Source organism: Caulobacter sp. FG7, from assembly GCF_057808875.1.
In genome coordinates this window covers 1-21706 of the sequence record NZ_JBMDIW010000029.1, presented here as the reverse complement: position 1 = coordinate 21706, position 21706 = coordinate 1, and the positions used below count along the sequence as shown (strand labels likewise).

At 69.4% G+C, this 21706-nt stretch carries 15 protein-coding genes and 1 pseudogene; 7 read left to right on the top strand and 9 right to left on the bottom strand.

Translation table 11 applies throughout. From position 1 onward, the window contains the following. Positions 1-211 precede the first annotated feature (211 nt). The 3 genes from ACODR1_RS20120 to ACODR1_RS20110 all read right to left on the bottom strand — a co-directional run bounded on the left by ACODR1_RS20120 (position 212) and on the right by ACODR1_RS20110 (position 4429). The gene (locus ACODR1_RS20120; RefSeq protein WP_488882045.1) at positions 212-1783 is read right to left on the bottom strand and encodes an adenylate/guanylate cyclase domain-containing protein; all 1572 of its coding nucleotides are present in this window, start codon (positions 1781-1783) and stop codon (positions 212-214) included. 181 nt (positions 1784-1964) lie between these two features. Next, on the bottom strand, positions 1965-2381 hold the full coding sequence (locus ACODR1_RS20115; protein WP_101719683.1) for a hypothetical protein: 417 nt from the start codon (positions 2379-2381) through the stop codon (positions 1965-1967). 23 nt (positions 2382-2404) lie between these two features. Further along, entirely contained in the window at positions 2405-4429 is a 2025-nt protein-coding gene (locus ACODR1_RS20110; protein WP_488882044.1) for a TIR domain-containing protein, read from the bottom strand. Between the two features lie 43 nt (positions 4430-4472). On the opposite strand from ACODR1_RS20110, the gene ACODR1_RS20105 reads away from it, so the two are divergent. Continuing rightward, positions 4473-5240: a Crp/Fnr family transcriptional regulator gene (locus ACODR1_RS20105; RefSeq protein WP_488882043.1), complete on the top strand. Its 768-nt coding sequence runs from the start codon at positions 4473-4475 to the stop codon at positions 5238-5240. Between the two features lie 193 nt (positions 5241-5433). Here the strand turns inward: ACODR1_RS20105 and treF are convergent, their stop codons facing one another. The 6 genes from treF to ligD form a co-directional block, all read right to left on the bottom strand. After that, positions 5434-7020 (bottom strand): alpha,alpha-trehalase TreF, encoded by a 1587-nt coding sequence (gene treF / locus ACODR1_RS20100; RefSeq protein WP_488882042.1) that lies wholly within the window; start codon positions 7018-7020, stop codon positions 5434-5436. A 91-nt stretch (positions 7021-7111) separates the two neighbouring features. Next, positions 7112-9685 (bottom strand): TonB-dependent receptor, encoded by a 2574-nt coding sequence (locus tag ACODR1_RS20095; RefSeq protein ID WP_488882041.1) that lies wholly within the window; start codon positions 9683-9685, stop codon positions 7112-7114. 59 nt (positions 9686-9744) lie between these two features. Next, complete coding sequence (locus ACODR1_RS20090) at positions 9745-10848, bottom strand: FecR family protein (protein WP_488882040.1); 1104 nt, start codon at positions 10846-10848, stop codon at positions 9745-9747. Further along, positions 10845-11282, bottom strand: coding sequence for an RNA polymerase sigma factor (locus ACODR1_RS20085; RefSeq protein ID WP_488882039.1), 438 nt, complete (start codon positions 11280-11282; stop codon positions 10845-10847). The genes ACODR1_RS20090 and ACODR1_RS20085 overlap by 4 nt, the downstream gene beginning before the upstream one ends. A 152-nt stretch (positions 11283-11434) precedes the next feature. After that, the gene (locus ACODR1_RS20080; RefSeq protein WP_488882038.1) at positions 11435-12463 is read right to left on the bottom strand and encodes an acyltransferase family protein; all 1029 of its coding nucleotides are present in this window, start codon (positions 12461-12463) and stop codon (positions 11435-11437) included. 37 nt (positions 12464-12500) lie between these two features. Continuing rightward, on the bottom strand, positions 12501-15107 hold the full coding sequence (ligD, locus tag ACODR1_RS20075; RefSeq protein ID WP_488882037.1) for a DNA ligase D: 2607 nt from the start codon (positions 15105-15107) through the stop codon (positions 12501-12503). Between the two features lie 168 nt (positions 15108-15275). On the opposite strand from ligD, the gene ACODR1_RS20070 reads away from it, so the two are divergent. The 6 genes and pseudogenes from ACODR1_RS20070 to ACODR1_RS20045 form a co-directional block, all read left to right on the top strand. After that, positions 15276-16091: a 2-keto-4-pentenoate hydratase gene (locus ACODR1_RS20070; protein ID WP_488882036.1), complete on the top strand. Its 816-nt coding sequence runs from the start codon at positions 15276-15278 to the stop codon at positions 16089-16091. A gap of 60 nt (positions 16092-16151) precedes the next feature. Continuing rightward, entirely contained in the window at positions 16152-17426 is a 1275-nt protein-coding gene (locus tag ACODR1_RS20065; RefSeq protein WP_488882035.1) for an MFS transporter, read from the top strand. Between the two features lie 126 nt (positions 17427-17552). Continuing rightward, positions 17553-18614, top strand: coding sequence for an oxidoreductase (locus ACODR1_RS20060; protein ID WP_488882034.1), 1062 nt, complete (start codon positions 17553-17555; stop codon positions 18612-18614). After that, on the top strand, positions 18611-19102 hold the full coding sequence (locus tag ACODR1_RS20055; RefSeq protein ID WP_488882033.1) for a heme-degrading domain-containing protein: 492 nt from the start codon (positions 18611-18613) through the stop codon (positions 19100-19102). The genes ACODR1_RS20060 and ACODR1_RS20055 overlap by 4 nt, the downstream gene beginning before the upstream one ends. A 205-nt stretch (positions 19103-19307) precedes the next feature. Further along, complete coding sequence (gene ggt, locus ACODR1_RS20050) at positions 19308-21080, top strand: gamma-glutamyltransferase (protein ID WP_488882032.1); 1773 nt, start codon at positions 19308-19310, stop codon at positions 21078-21080. A 253-nt stretch (positions 21081-21333) separates the two neighbouring features. After that, positions 21334-21706, top strand: a pseudogene (locus ACODR1_RS20045) (hypothetical protein); the annotation flags it as partial.

Genomic DNA, 21706 nt, shown 5'->3' with positions numbered 1-21706 from the left:
CCCCGCCCCGCATGCGAAGAGCCCCCCAAGACTTCCTCGCGCGCCAATGGCCTGGGAAACCCGGAGCCATCATGGCGAGACGGCTCCGGGTCCCTGATCGCTGGACGTCCGCTCTGGAGGCTTTTCGGCCCGGCCGTCCTTGATCTGCGACAGAATGTCCCAAGCCCTACAGCCCCGCTGTGCAATTTTTCACAGGGGGTGCGACGAGGCCTTAGCCGCGGGAAAGATTGAAGATCGAGACCGGCGGGAAGCTCTTGCGGGGCGTGGTTCGTCCCACATAGCCGCAGCGGTAGCGGTCGGCGTGGCGCGTGGCCAGGATGCCCGCCATGGCCTCGCTGACATAGGCCGCGCCCGGGGCCACGTCGGGCTCGATGCGGGCGGCGACGACCACGTGGGCGCCGACGACGGCCAGGGCGCCGGTGATCGGGTTCACCCGCAGGTGCACCGGCCCGTAGTGCCCGCCGATGCGCAGCGCGAGATGGCGCGGCAGGCCGCGCGCCCGCAGGTTCAGGCGGCGGTGGGCCTCCAGCAGGACGAGCGCGGCCTCGGCGGCGTCCGACGGCCGGTCGAAGACGAGAAACACCCCGTCGCCCCAGGTCTCGACGTGCTCGGGCGGCGCGGCGAGGCCGGCGATCGCCTCGGCCATGCCCGCCATGACGACCTCGAAGAAGGCCGGCACCTGGGCGTCGTGCAAAGCGCCGAAGCCGCGCACGTCGATGAACAGCATCGCCTTGACCCCGCGCTCGCCCGGCTCCGTCGACGCGGCGACGGCCGGCGCATCGGGCGCGGGACGTTCGAAAGTCAGGATCGCCTGCGGCCGTCCGGTCTCGCGCCAATAGGCGACGTCGGCGCCGGCCCCCGCCGGTCCTGCCGACGCGCGCCCATCCCATACGGCGACCTGCACCGCGCGGGTCGACAGGCCCTCTGCTCGCAGGATCGCGCAGCCGATCGCGAAGCGGCTGGCGTAGGCGAAGACCTCGTCGTCGCCGGCATAGGGGTCGCGGGCGGCGAACCGCACCGAGGCGGCCCTGGCCAGGCAGGCCTCGAACCGCCCGACCCAATGCTCGCCGAAAGGCCGCACCGAGGTCTCGACGTAGGAGGCCAGGCCCAAAGGCGCGACGACGTGCAGCTCCGCCCCCGCCGCCAGCAGGGTTTCGGCCCAGAGGATGTCGGCGCCGGCCGCCAGGCCGCCATAGCCGAAGCCGACCCTCTGCGCGGCGACGAGGTCGGCCATCCTGGCCTTGAGGGCGGCTTCCTCCTCGGGAGCGCGGGCGGCGAACATGTGGCCGGTGAAGTGGGCCGTCGCAGGCGGACGCAGGATCTCCAGCCAGGCGGTGGGCGCGCCGATCTCGGCGGCTATCATCGACAGCTGGCGCAGGGTCGAGGCGTGGGCCGACAGGCTGGTCGGCGCGCCGGCGACGGCGGCGGCCAGCATCTGGGCGGCCTCTTCCCGTCTTCCCAGCAGGAACAGCGCCTCGGCCCGGCTGGCGCGATCGAAGTAGCCGGCCTCGCCCTCGCCTGCGGCCACGCCGGCGGCGTCGAGGGCGGCGGCCGCAAGTTCGGCGGTTCGCGCCGCGTCTCCGGCCAACAGGCTCATGGTCGCGGCGTTGACGAGGCCGTAGCGCCCCCCGCCGTTGACCGCCGTGGCGACATAGGCGCGAGCCGAAGCACGGGCGAAGGCCCGTCGACGCTGGCCATCGGCCGTCAGGGCCACGTCCTTCAGCAGGCGCGCGCCCAGCGACAGGGCTTCGGGATCGTCGGAATTGGCCAGGCCCAGGCGCACGAACTCGGCGCGGGCGAAGTCGGCGGCGCCGGCGCGAGCCAGCGAAAGAACGGCCGCATGGGCCAGGATCAGCGAGCGTTCGCCCTCGTCGAGGGCCCGCCGCGCCAGATCGTAGGCGGAAAGATGCTCGCCGCGCCGAAGCAGCGCGGCGAGCTCGTCGAAAGACGCTTCGGCGCTCAGCTTAGCGGCCGGTGCCGTTTTCGATCAGCGGATCCAGGTCGATCGCCTGGCCCAAGGCGTCATGCATGAACAGGCTGTAGACGAAGATGCCCATGCGCTTGCATTCGTAGACGACCTTGAACTGGGCGTACGGAACCGGCTCTTCCGCACCCGGAGGCGTGTAGTTGGTCCAGTAGTAGCTGGAGAAGTTCTGGCCCCAGTCGTTCTCGAACGAGATCGGGGTCGGCTGGAAGCCCCAGCCCTTCGAAAGCAGGTCGTCGCTGAGACGGAACTGCAGCACGCAGCGCTGCTGCAGGTCGAGGTCCAGCGGCTCCGGCGGGTTCGGGGCCAGGTCCATGAAGCTGAGGTTGCCATCGAAGCCGACGATGATGTCGACGACCAGATCCGGCTCCGGGTTGGCGCCATTGTGGCTGAGCATAGAAAATTCCCCCTATAGGCGAGTTAACCTAAAGATGAATCGCGTGAAAACGCAACGAAGTCGGGTCTCGCATAACCGTGTAAACGAAGTTTGTTCACTATGGCCGAGGCCTCGGAAATTCTTCCCTGGCCATGCAGGGCGCGGGCCAGGACGTAGAGCGTCTCGGGCGACAGGGTCTCACGGCGTGGCCCCAGCAGGCCGATCACCTCGGCCGAGCGCCCCTGCGCCAGATGAGCCACGCCGAGCAGCCATTGCTCCAGCTGGGCGTCGCCATCCCCCTTCTTGCGGCTCGCCAGCGACTGCTCGATCTCGCGCGCGGCCGCGACAGCCGCCTCGGGCTTGCGGTCCCTCTCGGCCAGGCGGATCGCCTGCACCCTGAGCTTTCCGTTCAGCCGCGCCATCCAGGCATAGACTTCGGGATTGAGCGACCGCAGTCGCTCGATACGGCGCACCGCCTCGGCATGGGCCGCGCGCGCGGCCGGCAGATCGCCGGCGGCGAAGGCGACGTCGAAGGCGTCGAGCTCCACATTGGCCGCGTAGTCCAGCCAGTTGGCGTTCTCCGGATCCAGGGCGGTCAGGTCGCGGAAGCCCCGCCGGGCGCCATCGACCAGCCGGCGCGCCTCGTCGACGCGGCCCAGGTCCAGAGCCCGGCGGGCCAGGGCCAACTGTCCGGCATAGAGCTTGGCGGCCATCGGCCGGTTTTCGGGATCCCTCTTCAGAAGCCCGGCCACGATGGACTGGGCGATCGCGCGCTGCTCGTAGGCCTGCGCCAGGTTGCCCGATCGATAGTGGGTGTCCGAAAGCCAGGCGTGGGCGTCCGCGAGGTCCTTCACCGGCTGAACCGCGTCGGGCGAAGCCTTGGTCGCCGCCTCGAAGCGGACACGGGCGTCGTCGAAGGCCGCCAGGGCGTCCTTGCTGCGACCCTCGTCCAGCAGCAGCGTGCCCAGGTTGTTGCGCGCGTAGGCGACCTCCATCCGCCAATCGAGATTGGTCGGATCGAGCTTGGTCAGCCGCTCGGCCAGTTCGCCATAGCGCCGGAAGCCCGCCTCGGCGTCGGCCGTGCGAGCCAGCCGCCAGTCGACATAGGCCAACCAGAAGACGTTCTGCGCGTGGTCGTAGAGGCGCTTGCCGTCCTGCGGATTGCGGTTCGACAGCGCCTCGGAGGTCAGGGCCGCCTGCGAGAAGGCCTGCCGCGCGCCCTTCAGGTCGCCGCGCTTGTCGCGAATCTCGCCGAGCAGGGTCTGGGCCTTGGCCTGCTGCGACAGGTCCTCGTCGTCCAGGTCGCGAGCGTCGACATGGGCGTAGTGCGCCAGGGCCCGGGCGCCGACGCCGTCGAGCACGTCCAGGCGCCCGACCGGCTCAAGCTTCTTGCGCAGGTCGCCCAGCATGTAGGCCACCAGGTCCTCGGCCTCGGCGCGCTGGGCCTCGGCCTCGCGACGGGCGTCGAAGGCGACCACCGCCAGGGCCCCGGTGACGACGGCGACGCCGAGCGCGCCGGTCGTGGTGGCGGCCATCCAGCGCTGACGCCGACGGGCGTCGCGCTGGATCAGGTTGTCGAGCCGCACCCCCAGCAGCGTCGAAGCGACCTTCAGGAAGGCCAGGCGACGGCCATCGCCCCCCGGACGCAGGTCGGCGGCCAAGGGCTCGCCGCCAGGCGGGAAGGCCTCACGCAGCACCGGCGGCAGGCAGTCGATCACCTCGCCGCCGCCCTCGGGCGCATCGACCAGCACGCAGATCACCCGCTGGGGACCGTGGGTGGACAGGAAGTGACGGATCTCCTCGCCGACCCATTTCGAGCGGCGGGAGGCCTCGGAACAGACCACGATCAGGTGCTCGGAACGATCCAGCGCTTCGCGAATCGCCCCGCCCAGATCGGCGGCGGCCGAAAGCTCGGCCCGATCGCGGAAGATCGGACGCAGCGGACGTGCGTCCGCCGGACCCACGCCCCTTGGCGGGCGATAGGCTTCCAGCCGCTTGTGCAGCCAATCGACCAGCTTGCCGTCGCCATGGCTGTAGCTGATGAAGGCCTTGTAGTTTAAGTCCCCCATTGCCCCTCGACTCTCCCCGTACGCGAACTCAGGAGCGGCGATTATGGACTCTTCCGCGAACGCCGCCACCGCTGGCGCTTCGAACGCGGCAGGCTTCGGCGATCAGGCTTCACGCCTGCAGGCCTTGGCCGGCTGCCGGCTGCTGCGTCACATGCCTCCCGCCGAGGTCGAGGCCCTGGCCTCGCGCATCGAAATCCTGTCGGTGCGCCGCGGCGCGCGACTGGTGCAGCGCCACGATCCGGGCGGCGCGATCTATGTCGTCGTGCAGGGCCTCCTGCTGGTGAACCAGTACGCGCGCTCGGGCCGCGAAGTCGGCTATCGCCGGCTGCAGCCGGGCTCCTATTTCGGCGAGATCGCCGCCATCGACCGCCTGCCGCGCTCGGCCAACGTCACCGCCCTGACCGAAGCCGTGGTGGGCCGCCTTCCCGAGCCGCTGGTCGCCGAACTGATGGCCGGCTCGCCCAACTTCACCCGCGCGGTGATGGAGGACCTGGCCGCCATGGTGCGGGCGCTCAGCAGCCGGGTGTTCGAGCTGAACGCCGTCTCGGCCCCCTGTCGCGTGCAGATGGAGCTCCTGCGCCTGGCCACCGACGTCGGCATCGAGGACAACCGCACGGTGCTGGTGCGCGCCCCGACCCACGCCGAGATCGCCGTCCTGGCCGGCGCCCAGCGCGAGGCCGTGACCCGCGAGCTGAACCGGCTGGAAAGCCGCAACCTGATCGCCAAGCAGGGCCGCACCCTGACCATCCTCGACATCGACGGCCTGGTCGCCGAGATCGAGCGCCTGGGCGGCGACGAGCCGGAGCTTTGATTTTCCACACTCTGCTGGATCATCATCCTCGTCATCCCGGAAACGGCGAAGCCGTTATCCGGGACCCAGGAGCCGGCGCATTGCGCCTGCTAGTGTAGGCGGCGAACCCAAAATCAGCGCCCAGTCCCCTGGGTCCCGGGTCTGCGGCGCTCCGCACCTCCGCCCGGGATGACGACAGCTGGAAGTTCGCGCCTCAACGGCTCTCCTGGAGCGCCCGGGTCACGCCGTTGGTCCAGCCGAAGCCGTCCTGCAGTGGGTACTCCCCGCCCCCGCCGGCCTTGGCTTCCTCGACGTCGTACTTCTCCAGCATCTTGCCGCTGGCCCGATATTCGCGCTCGACCGTGGTGAGCCAGCGGCTTGAAATATCGGCCGCCAGCTGGGTTTCGCCGTAGCGGCGCAGGCCGGCGACCGCCACCCACTGTAACGGCGCCCAGCCATTGGGCGTATCCCACTGCTGGCCAGTGCGATTGGCCGTGGTGCGCAGGCCGCCCGAGGCCAGCAACTGGGCGCGGGTCGCGCTCGCCACCGCCTTGGCCTGATCCGGCGAGGCCGCGCCGACGAACAAGGGATAGAGGGTCGCGGCGCTGACGGTGTCGATCCGCTCCCCCCCGGTCCACAGGTAGTCGAGATAGACGCCCCGCGCGGCGTCCCACAGCACCGCGTCCATCGCCGCCTTGCGGGCCTTGGCCCGGCCGTCGAACTCGGCGACGCAAGGGCCGTCCGCGATCCGGGCGCATCCGGCCGATATCGCAGCCTCCAGGCCGTACATCAGGCTGTTGAGGTCGACGGGAACGATCGCCGTGGTGCGGATGGTCTTCAGGTGCTCGCCGTCGGCCATCCAGCGCGACGAGAAATCCCAGCCGCTCTCGGCCCCGGCCCGGAGGTCTCGGAATACCTCGGCGGGCGGACGGCCCGTGGCCAGCGACGCCTCGCGGGCCGTCTCCAAGTCCTCGCGGTAGGACTCGTCGCGCGGCGTGACGCGATCGTCGTAATAGCGGTTCAGCACCGCCCCGCCCGGCAGGGCGACGACGCGGCGATACGCTTTCCCAGGGGTCACGGTCCTCTCACCGTCCATCCAGAAGGCGTGCTCGCGCCGCATCAGATCGACACGCGCCTTGACCACCGACGTGTCGGTCGCATCCGACAGCCCGACCATGGCGTAGAAGAACGGCGGCTGCGAGCGGCTGAGATAATAGGTGCGCGCGCCGTTGGGGATGTGGCCGTAGGCGTCGATCAAGCCGCCGAAGTCGTCGATCATGTTCTCGACCAGGTCCGAACGCCCGTCGAGCTTCAGGCCCAGCATCGTGAAGTAGCTGTCCCAGTAGTAGATTTCGCGAAAGCGTCCCCCCGGCACGACGAACGGCTTGTCCATCGCCAGGGCAGAGCCGCCGGCCACCGGCTTCACCGGATCGCGGGTGAGGTGCGGCCAAAGCTGCGCGACGTGGGCCTTCAACGTGGTGCGCTCGGCGCTGGGCGCGGGCGCAGCGCCGGCCTCCGGCACGACGAAGTTGGCGCGCACGAAGCGCTTCAGTTCCGCGTCGCTGAAGCGGGCTTTGGCGCGGTAGTCTTTCAGGATCGCGGCCGGATCGCGCTTGGGCGTGGCGTCCACGAAGGTCTTGCCGTCGGGAAACAGCCGCCGGGTCTGCACCTGGTGGAAGAGCTCCTGATAGGTGTCCGCCGGCGTCGGGATCTCCGCGGCCGGCGTCTGGGCCAGAGCGAACGGCGTGATGGCCGTCCAGGCCGCTGCGGAAACGACGGCGAGCAGGCGGGCGCGGATCATCGGAGCCTCATTGAAGAAAAGAAACGCGGACCGGCAGGGAGGAAGCCGGCCCGCGCGCAGGAACCGTTGCAGGACAGAACCCGCGAAGGCCTCAGAAGTTGTAGCCGACGCTCAAGCGCACCGAGCGACCCAGGATCGGCCGGGCGTTGGCCCCGCTGGTCGAGCGCGGGTCGCCCTCTGTCAGGCCGTGGCTGTCGGTGAGATTGTCGCCGGCGACCTGCACGTCGAAGGCGCCCACCCGGAAGATCGCGCCGAGATCCAGCTTCTCGTAGCCCTTCAGCACCTGGGTGTTGGCGTTGTCGCCATAGCGGTCGTCCACGGCGCTGAGCGTGCCGTAGAAGGTGGCGTCGACAGTTCCCAGCTGCACGTCCCAGCTGGGCGTGAAGCGGATCTGCCAGTCGGGCTGGCGCTGGGCGCTGTTGCCGGCGTTGGCCGGGATCGAGGACTGCTTGATCTCGGTCTTCTGGAAGGTGCCGTTCAGGGCCAGCGACAGGCCGAAGTCCGACCGCCAGCGGCCGTCGAGCTCGATGCCGTGAGCCTTGTTGGTGTTGCTTTCCTGGATGCCGCCGACGTCGGCGAACTTGGCGCCCTTGAACTCGTTGGCGAAGCCGGTGGCGTAGAGCTCGAACGGCCCGCTGCGCAGCTTGTAGCCCAGCTCGTACTGGTCGACCTTCAGGGTGTCGGTCAGGTTTTCGCGGAAGTTGTCGAAGCTGGGGAACTTGTAGCCCCGCGAATAGCGCACGAAGACGCCCGAGACCTCGTTGAGGTCGTAGTTGGCGCCCACCGTGTAGGACGTCTTGCTCTGGCTGTAGTCGGTGGTGCGGATGGCCAGGCCGTCCGGATAGCCGTTTCCATCGTCGACCACGTAGTCGGTCTTGAAGCGTTCGCGGCGCAAGCCGAGGTCGATACGCAGGGCTTCGGTGGCCTGCCAGGCGTCCGCGAGGTACAGCGCGTCCACCCGCCCGTCGCCGGCCGAGACCAGGCCATAGTTCCAACAGCCCGTGCCGCTGCCCGCCGTGGCCAGGTTGGCGCAGCTGACATTGGCGGCCAGGTAGTCGCCGTTGGCCTTCACCTGCATCGGACGGAAGTTGCCGATGGTCCAGAAGTCGTCCGACGAGAAGCTGGAGGCGTAGTAACCGGCCGAGACCTCGTGCGCCCCGAAGGTCTTGGAGACGCTGAAGTCGTTGGTCAGCGCCTCGATCTCCTTCTCGACGATCCAGGCGCCCCAGGCCTGCACGTAGTCGTTGGCGCCCAGCGTGGTTCCGCCGCGCGTCACCACCGCACCGCCGATGACCGTGACCACCGACGAAGCCGTCACCGCCCCGCCGTCGGGCACCAGGCCGTAGGTGTTGGCGTCGCCCTTGGTGAAGCTGAAGCGGTCGCGCACCGTCCAGCCGTCGCCGAACTCGTGCTCGAAGCTGCCGCCGGCGACATAGCCCTTCCAGCCGCGGCCGTCGGCCAGATCAAAGCTGCGGGTCGCGCCGTTGGCGTGCACCTGCAGGGTCTGGTGGCGCGAAAGCTCGCCCAGCTGGGTGTAGGTCCCCTTGTCGACGCCGGGCACGTTGATCGCGAATGGCAGGTACCAGGCGCCGTGGTCGTCGGTGGCGCGGGCGTAGAGGTTGATCTTGCCGTTCTCCAGCTTCTTGGTGAGGTTCACCGTGAACTGCTGCCCCTTCTCGCTGTCGAACTGCGTGTCGCGGATGCCCGGCGAGCGGGCGACATAGCCGCCGACTATGAAGAACAGGTCGTCGGCCAGCTTGCCGCTGACCACGCCGTCGACGCGGCGCAGGCCGTAGTCGGAGGTCGAGGCCTTCACCAGACCCTTGGTCTCCTCGCCGCCCTCCTTGAGCATGAAGTTGGTCGTCAGGCCCGGCTGGCCGTTGGAGAAGATCGGGTTGGGGCCGCCGCGCAGGGCCTCCATCCGTGAGATGGTCTCGTCGACGCGGAAGATCGACGAGTTCTCGAGGAACGACAGGGTCGAGGGCGGATAGATCGGCGCGCCCTGCAGCTGGATGGTCAGGAACTCGGCGTCGCCGGTGGCGGGAAAGCCGCGCACGAAGACGTTGGCCCCGGCCACGCCGCCCGAGGTCTCGACCCAGACGCCAGGCACCAGGGCCAGCAGCTCGGCGCTCGACTTGGGCGAGGCCTTGGTGATGTCGGCGGCGTTGACGGTGCTGACCGCGAAGCTTGCCGACAGCTTGTCGATGCCGGCCCCGCCGGGGGTGCCGACGACGATGACCTCTTCCACTTCCGAAGGCGCCTCGGGCTGGGCCGGAGGCTCGGCGGCGACGGCCGGGGCGGCCTGGGCCGAAGCGCTGGCGGCGACCAGCAGGCTGCGGCCGCGGATGGCGTAGACGCCGCTGGCGGTGGGCTGGGCCACCATGTCGGATCCGGCCAGCAGGCGCTTGAGACCCTCTTCGGCCGAATAGCTGCCCTTCAGGCCGGCGCTGCGCTTGCCGCGCAGCTGGGTCTCGTCGAAGGCCAGCTGCTGGCCCGACACGCGACCGAAGGCGCGCAGGGCGCCGCCCAGGTCCTGGGCCGGAATGTCGAAGCTGTAGGTCGTCCGCGCCTGGGCGTAGCCGGCGCTCGGCGCGATCAGGGCCGCCAGGACGGCGGCGGCGGTGGTGGAGCCCCAGACGAGGCGGCGGTCGAAGCTCTTGCGCATCACTTCCCTCCCTCGCGCCGATCATTGTTCTTTGGCGGCGCTTTGGTCAGTGAGACGCCTCAGTCGGCGGAAGACTCACCAGCGCCGCTGATCTTTTTTTGCCCCCGGCCACTTTGCCCCCTGGCGATCCGCAGCACCGTCTCGCCCGAAGCCGGCTCGGCCCGCACCGGCAGCACGGCTGTGACGCCGTCGACGAAGGCGCGCGTGTCGCCCGAGGTGAAGACGCCGCTGATCTTCAGGCGCCCCACGGCCGGATCGGCGATCCGCAGCTTCTCGCGAGCGTAGCGGTTCACCCGCTCGACGGCGAGGTCCATGGGTTCGTCCTGGAACACCAGCTGGCCGCTCTCCCAGGAGGCGGCGCGCGAGGGATCAGTGGCTGAGACCACAGTCGCGTCAGAGGTCGTCGAGGCGACTAGTTCGTGGTCGGGCGTCAGCAGGCGCTCGGCCGGCGCGCCATCGACCTTCAGAGACGGCGGCGGACGGCCCCGCGCGCCCTCGCCGTCCAACACGGCGACGTGGCCCTCGTAGAGCACCACGCGCATCTGGCCCGGCAGTCGCTCGACGCTGAACGTCGTGCCGGTCGCCACCACCAACTTGCCGTCGGCGGCCACCGAGAACGGCCGCAGCGGATCCTTGGCCACCGAGAACTTGGCGCGCCCCTCCTCCAGCCACAGCCGGCGACGTCCGCCGTCATAGCGCACGCGCAGCACGGTGGCCGCGTCCAGCGAGGCGCGCGACCCGTCGGGCAGTTCGACGATGCGACGCTCGCCCTCGGTGGTGCGATAGACGTCCGGCAGGCTGGCCCGCCAGGCGAACCCGCCGCCGGCCAGGGCGGCCACGAGGCAGGCGGCGATGGCGCCGCCGATCACCGCGCGACGGCCGGGCCTGCGCGACCATCGCGCCTGCTGCGCCCGGCGCAGGTCTTCCAGAGCCTCGCCGCGCAGGGCGACCATGCCCGGGCTCATGGCCTGTTCGTCCACCGCGCGCCAGGCGCTGACCGCGTCGTCCAGCAAGGCGCGATGCTGCGGATCGGCGGCGAACCAGGCCTCGAGCTCGTGTTGCTCGGCGAGCGACAACTCGCCTTCGGCCAGGCGCACGCACCAGGCGGCGGCCGCATCCAGGGCCTCCTCGGCCGGCGTGTGGTTCATGTCGGGCCCGCTCATTCCCCGGCCCTCGTACGCTTGGTCAGGTGGCCCATGGCCTTGAGAATATGCTTCTGCACGCCGCTGGTGGTCATGCCGTAGAGCTCGGCGAGCTCGGCCTGCTTCATGCCCTCCAGCCGAAACAGCAGAAAGATGGCCCGAGTGCGCTCGGGCAGTTCGCGCAGGGCGTCGGACACCTCGCCCAGGCGCTCGCGCCCCATCAGCACGCGGGCGGGATCGAGGGGCTCCAGGTCCAGCGGCTCGGCTCGGATCGCCGCGCTGTAGCTCGAGCGCACGCGCTCACGCCGGGCGCGGTCTCGCAGCAGGTTGGCGGCCATCTGGAAGATGTAGGCGTCGGCATTGTCCATCGCCCGCTCGCCGTCGGTCAGGGCCAGCTTGGCGAACAGCTCCTGGGTCATGTCCTCGGCGTCGCTGTGGCTGGCGGCGCGGCGCATGAAGAACGCCATCAGCGCTGGCCGATAGCGCCGATCCAAGCTCCCCAGGTCCTGTTCACTCTTGGCCCGCACGGTCCGTCTCGACAGCTTTCCCGGAGTGCATGACGCACATCCTCGCCGGATGCACACCAGCGAGCGACGATTTTCTCATCTCAGGTTCCGGTCAGTCGCTTGAGACGATCGCGCAGCGGGGTCTCCACCCAGCGCCAGGCGGCCCACGAGGCCGTCGGCAGCACGAAGAAGGCCAGGACGCAGAACCACAGCGGCAGGTCGCGCTTCCAGCCGTTCGGATAGATCGAGATCATCACGTACCAGAACGCCCAGTGCAGGGCGTAGAGCGGATAGGACACCCCGCCCAGCCGCTCGCACAGCTTGGCCAGCCGGCCGCCGGGATCATAGGCGCCCAGCAGCACCAGCACCGGGAAGAGCAAGGTGCTGCAGGCGAAGTCATAGAGACCGTTGGCCACGCGGCTTGGCCACACCGGCAGGACCAGCACGACCAGCAGAAGCGCCGTCGGCAGCCAGGTCTTGCGGGCGGCGAAGGCGGCGCGATGGCGCCAGCACATCCAGCCGATGGCGAATGGAAAGGCCGCGCGCAACACGCCCAGGCCGAAGGTCGCCTGGTCCCAGCCGGTCTGCAATCCGCCCATGCCGATGGCCACGAACAGCAGGGCCGCGCCCGACATCAGGATGAACATGATCACCGCCATGTCCGGCGCGCGGCGGAACGGATACCAGGCCAGGCTGACCAGCACCTCCAGGCACAGCGACCAGGCCAGCGGGTTGAAGGGAAACAGTGACGGGAACGTCCCCGCCTCCATCGGCGCGAACTTGGGGATCAGCAGCAGGCCCTTGGCGAAGTCGATCCAGGTTTCGGCGTCGCCCTTGCCGGTCAGAAGCGCGCCGGCGACGGTGGCGATGGCCAGCATCGGCCAGACTCGCACCCAGCGGGCGACCAGATACTTGCCAAAGCCGATGCGCCGCTGTTCGAAGGCATGGGCCAGCACGAAGCCGCTGAGACAGAAGAAGAAATCGACCGCCAGGTAGCCGTGCGCGAAATGTCCGCGCCGACCCGACCAGTCGGCGATGTGGTAGAGCAGCACGCCCAGGGCCGCGACGCCGCGCAGCCCGTCCAGGGCGGTGAACCGTCCTTCGTCCTTGGTCGCCGCGATCGTCACCACATGGTGGTGTCACGATGCGGGGGCGCGGGGCAACCCTTTACCCCAGCCGCTTGATCGCCGCCTTCAGCGGCCGTGCCGCCTCCGCATAGTCGGCCCAGGCCGTGCTCCTGGCGATCAGGTCGGGCGCGGTGCGGATCGTGAACCGCGCCGGATCCAGGCCCGCCTTCACCTGCGTCCAGTTCAGCGGCATCGACACCGTCGCCCCCGGCCGCGCCCGCGCCGACAGCGGGGCGACCGCCGTGCTGGTGCGGTCGTTGCGCAGATAGTCGAGGAAGATCCGGCCCGCCCTGGCCTTCTTGCTCATGGTGATCAGGTAGCGGTCGGGCTCGTCGGCGGCCATGCGGGCGCAGACCTCGCGGGCGAAGGCCTTGGCCTGGTTCCAGGGAACCTTGTCGGACAACGGCGCGACCACGTGCAGCCCCTTGCCGCCGGTGGTCTTGCAGAACGAGGCAAGGCCCAGCTCCTCCAGCCGGTCGCGCATCTCGCGGGCGGCGGCGATGACGTCGTCGAAGGTCAGTTCCGGCGCGGGGTCGAGGTCGAAGACCAGGCGGCCGGCGACCTCCGGATCGTCCGGCCGGCAGTTCCACGGATGGATCTCGACGGCGGCGATCTGGGCGGCCGCGACCAGGGCCTCGACACGGTCGAAGCGGATGTAGGGCTGGCGGTCGCCGTCGACCTTCACCGTCTCGATCAGCGACGACATCCCGCGCATGGCGTGGCGCTGGAAGAAGGTCTCGCCGTCGATCCCGTCGGGCACACGGATCACCGAAGCCGGACGCCCCTGGATGTGCGGCAGCATCCACTCGCCCACGGCGGCGTAGTAGCGGGCCAGATCCAGCTTGGTCCCCGGCTCGCCGTCGCCGGCGTCGGGCCACAGCGGCTTGTCGGGCTTGGAGATCGCCACGCCCAGCACGACGCTGTCGGACCTGGCCCCCACCTTGGGCTTCGGCTCCGCCAGTTCCGCCTTGCTGGCCGGCACGGCGTCGGCCTCGACCTCCGAAGCGGGCTTGTCCTCGCGCAGGCCCTTGAAGGCGGCCTGCCGGATCGCACCCTCGCCTGTGAAGCCGGCATATTCGATCTCGGCCACCAGTTGCGGCTTCACCCAATGGATGTTGGCGGCGTCACGCGGCGCGCCCTTGCCCTTGAACGGCGAGCGGTCGGTCTCCAGCGCCTTCAGCTTCGGCAGCAACTTGGCGACCTTGTCCTTGCCAAAGCCAGTGCCGATACGGCCGACGTGAACGAGCTCGCCGTCGCGCATGACCCCGGCGATCAGCGAACGGAAGGCGGTCCCCGTGGTCGTCCAGCCGCCGATCACCACCTCGTGGCCGGCCCGGCACTTGGCCTTGGTCCAGGTCTCGCTGCGGCCCGAGCGATAAGGCGCGTCGAGGCGCTTGGAGATGATCCCTTCCAGTTCCAGCTTGCAGGCCGACAGCAGGACCGCGTCACCGGCCGTCTCGAAGTGATCGACATAGCGCAGGCGCGGTTCGTCCTCGCCCAGCAGACCCTTCAGCCGCGCCTTGCGCTCGCGCAGCGGCAGGCCGCGTAGGTCCTCGCCACCCGCGCACAGCAGGTCGAAGGCGAAGAAGATGATCTCGCCCTCCCCGCCTTCGGCCAGAGCAGCCTGCAAAGCCGCGAAGTCGGGCTGGCCGGCCTCGTCCAGCACCGCCGCCTCGCCGTCGATGATCGCGTCGGGCAGGTCGGCGGCCGCCTCGGCGACGCCGGCGAACCGCTCCGTCCAGTCGAGGCCCTTGCGGGTGCGCAAGACCGCGCGGCCGTCCTCGACGCACAACTGCAGCCGATAACCGTCGAACTTGATCTCGTGGCCCCAGCCTTCGCCCATTGGCGGACGGTCGACCGACTTGCAAAGCTGCGGTTCGATAAAGCGCGGCATGGCGGCGGACTTGGCCTTCTTGGCCGGCGCGAAGCTGCGCGTCTCCTCGGCGTCCTCGGTCAGCGCCTCGCGCTCCGCCTTGGTGCGGGATTTCCAGACCGCGTCGGCCTTGCCCTTCGATTTCAGAATGAACGGCTTGGGCGACCTGCCCTTGCCGGCCGCGATATCGGCCATGCTGCGGTTCGAAGCGATCGAGCGGTCCTCCTCCAGGACGGCGTCGCCCTTGTCGGGCCGCGCGGCCTCGTCCAGGTGCTTGATAAGCAGCCAGTTGGCCCGCCTTGCCTTTCCGCCCTTGGCGTTGCGGTCGTGCTTCATGCGGACCAGCACCCAGCCGCCGTGCAGGCGCTCGCCCTCCAGAACGAACTTCAGCTCGCCCTTCTTCAGGGCCTTTGCGACATCCTCGAAGCCCGGCTCGGGCGCCCAGTAGCCGCGATCCCACAGCTGCACCGTGCCGCCGCCGTACTGACCCTTGGGGATCGTGCCCTCGAAGTCGCCGTAGTCGAGCGGATGGTCCTCGACCTCGACCGACAGGCGCTTGTCGGCCGGATCGAGCGAGGGCCCCTTCGTCACGGCCCAGGATTTCAGGACCCCGTCGACCTCAAGCCGGAAGTCGTAGTGAAGGCGGGTGGCGTCGTGCTTCTGGATGACGAATCGCAGGTGCGGCGCGGCCGCCACGGCGCGCTCGCCGCTCGGTTCGGCCGTCTTCTTGAAGTCCCGCTTGCGGCGGTATTCGGTCAGTTGCGACTGCGCCATTTTCCCGATCCCTGTCTGAAAACAAGAGTCTCCGAGCGCATGAACGGTTCCCCTTCGCGCCTTGACGTGTTTCAGTGGACCAATTGTCAATGACACCGGTTTCCATTAGAGACAGCGCAGGTCCGACGAACGGGCCAGCCATGAGTAATTCCAGGGAGGCTACGCGGCGTGACCGTTTCTGAGGCGCAAAGCGACCTATTCGCACCGGCGTCGATCGCCCCCCAATTCGTCGAAGCCCGCCAGAAGGGCGTTTCGGTTCCCGGCTATCCCGGCGGCGCCCTGCCCCAGTCGATGGCCGACGGTTATGCGGTGCAGGACATCGCCATCGACCTCTGGCCCGACGAACTGGTCGGCTGGAAGGTGGGCCTGGTTCCCCCGCAGCACCGCGAGCGCCTGGGCGTCGACCGCCTGGCCGGCTGCATCTTCAAGAAGAACGTCTGGGACGCCGGCGCCGAGCCGACCCCGTTCCGCGCCATCGCCGGTGGCTTCACCGCGGTCGAGGCCGAGTTCATCATCCGCCTTTCCAAGGACGCCCCCGAGGGCAAGACCGAGTGGACGGCGGAAGAAGCCGCCGACTATGTCGGCGAGCTGATCCTGGGCGTCGAGATCGCCGGCAGCCCCCTGAAGACCATCAACGAACTGGGCCCGCCCATTGTGGTCTCTGACTTCGGCAACAACGACGGTCAGATCCTGGGCCCGGTCATCGAGAACTGGCGCGAGATCGGCTGGGAAGCCATGCCGGCCGAGACCTTCGTCAACGACGTCAGCGTCGGCAAGGGCGGCGCGACCTCGATCCCGGGTTCGCCGCTGGCGGCCCTGGCCTTCCTGCTCGGCCACGTCGCCTCGCGCGGCCGGCCGCTGAAGAAGGGCATGATCGTCACCACCGGCGCCAGCACCGGCATCCACGATGTGGCCGCCGGCGACGAGTCGACCATAAGCTTCGGCCCGCTGGGCGAGGTCCGCTGCAGGGCGGTCCCCGCCTGACGGCGGGCCGCCCCCAAACAACAAACCAAAACAAAGACTAGGGTAAGGAAGACGAAGTCCATGGACGTATCCGCGGCCCCCGCGCCGTCTGAAAAGATCGGGCGCTATCGCTGGGTGATCGTCAGCCTGCTGTTCGCGGCGATGGTCATCAACTATGTGGACCGGCAGACCATCGGCCTGCTCAAGCCGAACCTCTCCAAGGAGTTCGGCTGGAGCGAGGGCGACTATGCCGACCTCGTCTTCTACTTCCAGCTCTCCTACGCCATCGCCTACCTGGCGTGGGGCAAGATCATGGACAAGATCGGGGCCCGCTGGGGCTTCGGCATCGCCTTCGCCATCTGGCAGATCGCCCACATCGCCCACGCCGGCGCGCGCGGCCTGTCGGGCTTCATCTTCGCCCGCATGGGCCTGGGCGTCGGCGAGGCTGGCGGCTTCCCGGGCGGCATCAAGGCCGTGGCCGAGTGGTTCCCCAAGAAGGAACGCGCCTTCGCCACCGGCATCTTCAACGCCGGCACCAACATCGGCGCCATCGTCACCCCGCTGGTCGTGCCGGGCATCACCCTGGCCTTCGGCTGGCAGATGGCCTTCATCGTCACCGGCGTCGCCGGTCTGATCTGGCTACCGATCTGGCTCCTGGTCTACCGCCGCCCGCGCGAGCACAAGAAGCTGGGCGCGGCCGAACTGGCCCACATCGAGCAGGATCCGGCCGACCCCGTCGAGAAGATCGGCTGGGCCAAGCTGCTGACCAAGCGCGAGACCTGGGCCTATTCGCTGGGCAAGTTCCTGATCGACCCGATCTGGTGGATGTTCCTGTTCTGGCTGCCCGACTTCCTGGGCAAGCGCTACGGCCTGGACCTCAAGACCTTCGGCCCGCCGCTGATCGCGATCTACCTGCTGAGCGACGTGGGCAGCGTCGGCGGCGGCTGGCTGTCGTCGAACCTGATGAAGCGCGGCTGGAGCATCAACGCCGCCCGCAAGACGACCATGCTGGTCTGCGCCCTGCTGGCCGTGCCGGTGATGTTCGCCTCGTTCGCCAGCAACGTCTGGCTGGCCGTTCTGATCATCGGCGTCGCGACCGCGGCCCACCAGGGCTTCTCCGCCAATCTCTACACCCTGCCCTCCGACGTCTTCCCGCGCGCCGCCGTCGGCTCGGTAGTCGGCATCGGCGGCATGCTGGGCGCCCTGGGCGGCATGGTGTTCTCCAAATACATCGGCAAGGTGCTTGAGGACATCGGCACCTACACCCCGATCTTCGTGGTCGCCGGCACGGCCTACCTGATCGCCCTGCTGGTGGTGCACCTGCTGAGCCCCAAGATGGAGCCGGTGAAGATCTGATCTTCGCCTCTCCGCCGAAATCGAGCCCCCGGACGCAGCCGCGCCGGGGGCTTTTTCGTTGTGCATTTCCCTTACCGGCGCCGTGACCTCGCCGCGATCACGGCCTAGATTAGATGGATGACAACGTTGTCTCCCACCACAACCGCCCCGCTCAATGTCGCCCTCGTCGGCTATGGCTATGTCGGCAAGACCTTCCACGCCCCGCTGATCACCACCACGCCGGGCCTCGTCCTGCACACCGTGGTGTCGAGCGACCCGGTCAAGGTCGCCGCCGACCATCCCGAGGCCAAGGTCGTCGCCAGCCTCGACGAGGCCCTGGCCGATCCGGCGATCGACCTGGTGGTCGTCGCCACGCCCAACGACCTGCACGCCCCGCAGGGCCAGGCTGCCCTTTCCGCCGGCAAGCACGTGGTGATCGACAAGCCGTTCACCGTCACCCTGGACGAGGCCCGCGCCCTGATCGCCTCGGCCGAGACCCACGACCGCCTGCTGTCGGTGTTCCACAACCGTCGCTGGGACGCCGACTTTCTGACGCTGAAGGGCCTGATCGCCGATGGCGCGCTGGGCGAGGTGACCCAGTACGAAAGCCACTTCGACCGCTTCCGCCCGGTGGTCCGCGACCGCTGGCGCGAGCGGGCCGGCCCGGGCGCCGGGGCCTGGTTCGACCTTGGCCCGCACCTGCTGGACCAGGCGTTGCAGCTCTTTGGCCAGCCGCTGGCGATCAACGCCGACATCGGCGTGCAGCGCCAGGGCGCCGGAGCCGACGACTATTTCCACGTGACGCTGCGCTATCCGGCGCTGCGGGTCATCCTGCACGGCAGCCTGCTGACCGCGGCGGCCGACCTGCGCCTAGCCGTGCACGGCACGAAGGGCAGCTTCGTCAAGCGGGGCCTCGACGCCCAGGAAGACGCGCTCAAGCGCGGCCTCACCCCCGCCGACGAGGGCTTCGGCCTGGACCCCCGCCCCGGGACCCTGACCCGCGCCGACGGCGACGCCCTGAGCAGCGAGGTCGTCGAGGGACGTCGCGGCGACTACGCGGCCTACTACGCCGGCATCCGCGATGCGATCCTGACCGGCACGGCCAATCCCGTCCCGGCGCGAGAGGCCTTGCAGGTCATGGAACTGCTGGACCTGGCCGCCCGCTCGGCCGCCGAACGCCGCGAACTGCCGGTCGAGGCCGCGCGATGAGCCACAAGGACGACCTGGACCGCATCGCCGCCCAGGAGGCCAGCCTGGTCTTCCCCCGCTTCGATCTCGACACCGCCTGGGCCCTGGGCGCGGGCCTGCGCGACGCGGCCCTGGCCCGCAAGGCGCCGCTGGCCATCGACGTCTCGCTGCGCGACCGCCCGCTGTTCCACGCCGCCCTGCCCGGCTCGACCGGCGAGAACACGGACTGGCTGCGTCGCAAGCGCAACACCGTACTGCACTTTTCCAGGAGCTCGTACGGGATCGGCCTGTCGCTGGCGGCCAAGGGCGAGACGCTGGAGGCCAAGCACGGCCTGCCGACGCGGGACTACGCGGCCCACGGCGGCGGCTTTCCGCTGCTGGTGAAGGGACTGGGCTGCATCGGCGCGGTCACCGTCTCGGGCCTGCCGCAACGCCAGGACCATGTGCTGGTGGTCGAGGCCCTGGCCCTGGTGCTGGGCAAGGAGCTGGACGACCTGGCGCTGGGGTGACCCCCTCAGTCGCTCCGCGACAGCTCCCCCAGAGGGGGAGCATCTCGAAGAGCGCCGACGCCAATAGATCCTCCCCCTCTGGGGGAGGTGGCCCGGAGGGCCGGAGGGGGCTTCACCCCCGCTCCCCACTTTTCGCGCATGGCCTAGCCTCCCCAGCCGGCCGCCCCTAGAAACGGACTCGCCGTTTTCGTGGGGACCTTGAGACATGCGCCGCCGCACCTTCTTCGCCGCCCTGCCCGCCGTCGCCTTTGCCGGCCAAGCCCTGGCGCAGTCGCAGATCATCACCGGCCCCAACCCGAACCGTAAGCGTCCCGACGTGCATGGCGGCGACCGGGTGGACGGGGCGACCTTCGCCTCGCGCTCGGCCGCCTGGGGCATCCACGGCGCGGCGGCCACGGCCCATCCGCTGGCCACCCAGGCCGCCATCGCCGTCCTGAAGAAGGGCGGCTCGGCGGCCGACGCGGCGGTCGCCGCCAACGCCATGCTGGGCCTGTGCGAACCGATCGCCTGCGGCATCGGCGGCGACTGCTACGTGTTGCTGTGGGATCCCAAGACCCGCAAGGTCGTGGGCCTGAACGGCTCGGGCCGCTCGCCCAAGGGCCTGTCGCTGGAGACCGTTCGCGGCCGCGCCAAGGACGGCAAGATCCCCTCCTACGGCGCCGTCAGCGTCAGCGTGCCCGGCGCGGTCGACGCCTGGCGGGCCCTGCACGAGCGCTACGGCAAGCTGAAGTGGGCCGAGTTGTTCGAGCCGGCGATCGCCACGGCCGAGGAAGGCCATCCGATCACCCAGAACGTCGCCTTCTACCTGGCCGGCAGCCACCGCCGCTTCACCAATCCCGCCTCCAACATCGAGGAGGTCGAGAACTTCAAGAAGGTCTGGGCGCCGCAGGGCAAGACCCCCGTCGAGGGCGAAATCTTCAAGAACCCGGCGCTGGCCCGCACCTATCGCCTGATCGCCCAAGGCGGCGGCCGGGCCTTCTACGAGGGCGAGATCGCGTCGACGATCGAGGCCTATTTCAAACGCATCGGCGGCTGGATGACCAAGGCGGACCTCTCCGCCCACCGCTCGGTCTGGACCACGGTTCACACCACCGGCTATCGCGGCGTCGACGTCCACGCCCTGGGCGACAACACGCAAGGGCTCGCCACCCTGCAGATGCTGAACATCCTTGAACAGTTCGACGTGGCGGGCATGGGCTTCCAGTCGGCCCAGGCGATCCACCACGCGGTCGAGGCCAAGCGCCTGGCCTACGAGGACCGCGCCCGCTTCTACGCCGACCAGGACTTCTACAAGTCGCCGATCGAGTGGCTGATCTCCAAGGACTACGCCAAGGAGCGCGCCAGGCTGATCCGTCCCGACAAGATCTGGACGCCGAGCTATCCGGGCACGGCGCCCAGCAAGGGCGACACCACCTATTTCACCACCGCCGACAAGGACGGGATGATGGTGTCGATCATCCAGTCGAACTATCGCGGCATGGGCTCGGGCCTGATGGCCGACGGCCTGGGCTTCATGTTCCAGGACCGGGGCGAGCTGTTCGCCCTGACCGACGGCCATCCCAACGTCTATGCGCCCGGCAAGCGCCCCTTCCAGACGATCATTCCGGGCTTCGCCACCCGCAAGGGCGAGCCGTGGCTGAGCTTCGGGGTCATGGGCGGCGACATGCAGCCCCAGGGCCAGACCCAGACCATCAGCAACATGGTGGACTTCGGCCTGGGCGTGCAGGAAGCCGGCGACGCGCCGCGCTGGCACCACGGCGGCTCGCCCGAGCCGACCGGGATCGCCGCCGAGGACATCGCCGCGCTCGACCTTGAAAGCGGCGTGCCGGCCGCGACCCGCAAGGCGCTGGAAGCCATCGGCTGGACGCTCAAGACCGACGCCGGCGGCTACGGCGGCTACCAGGCCATCGAGCGCTGGCCGGGGCGCTATGCGGCCGCGACCGAGATGCGCAAGGACGGGGTGGCGCTGGGCTACTAGTCCCCTTCTCCCCTTGCGGGAGAAGGTGTCATCCGAGGATGACGGATGAGGGGTCGCGCGGACGGTTCTGAGAGTCCCCTCACCCGACCTCCCTTCAGGAGGCCACCCTCTCCCGCAAGGGGAGAGGGAAAATTAAGCGCCACAAGAATTGCGGCCCGAATCCGGCAGAAACGGCGCCATTCCGGGTCATGAGGAACCCCGTTCGAAACCTCCCGTTACTTATCTCGACAAGGATAAGCTGAGGAGGACCCAAATGCCTGCCTTGAACCTCGATGGTCCTGAACCCGCGATCGCCAATGCCGGCGATGGTTCGGCCCTGTTTCCGCAAGCTCCGGTCTATGCGCGTACCTCGACGCGGAAGAAGAAGTCTTCGAACAACCTGCCTCTGCTGATCGGCGCACCGGTCGCCGTGGTCGCCGTCGGCGCCCTGGCCTGGGGGATCATGAGCAATCAGGCCCAGACCCCGGCCTCGTCGAGCGAGAGCCTGCAGGTGGCGCAGGCCGAACCGGTGGCCACGCCGGCGCCCGCGCCGACCCCGGCCCCGATGCCCGAACCGGCGGCCGTGACGCCCGCCGCGACGCCGGCCCCCGCCCCGGCGGCCCGCACCGAGGTGGCCCGCGCCGAAC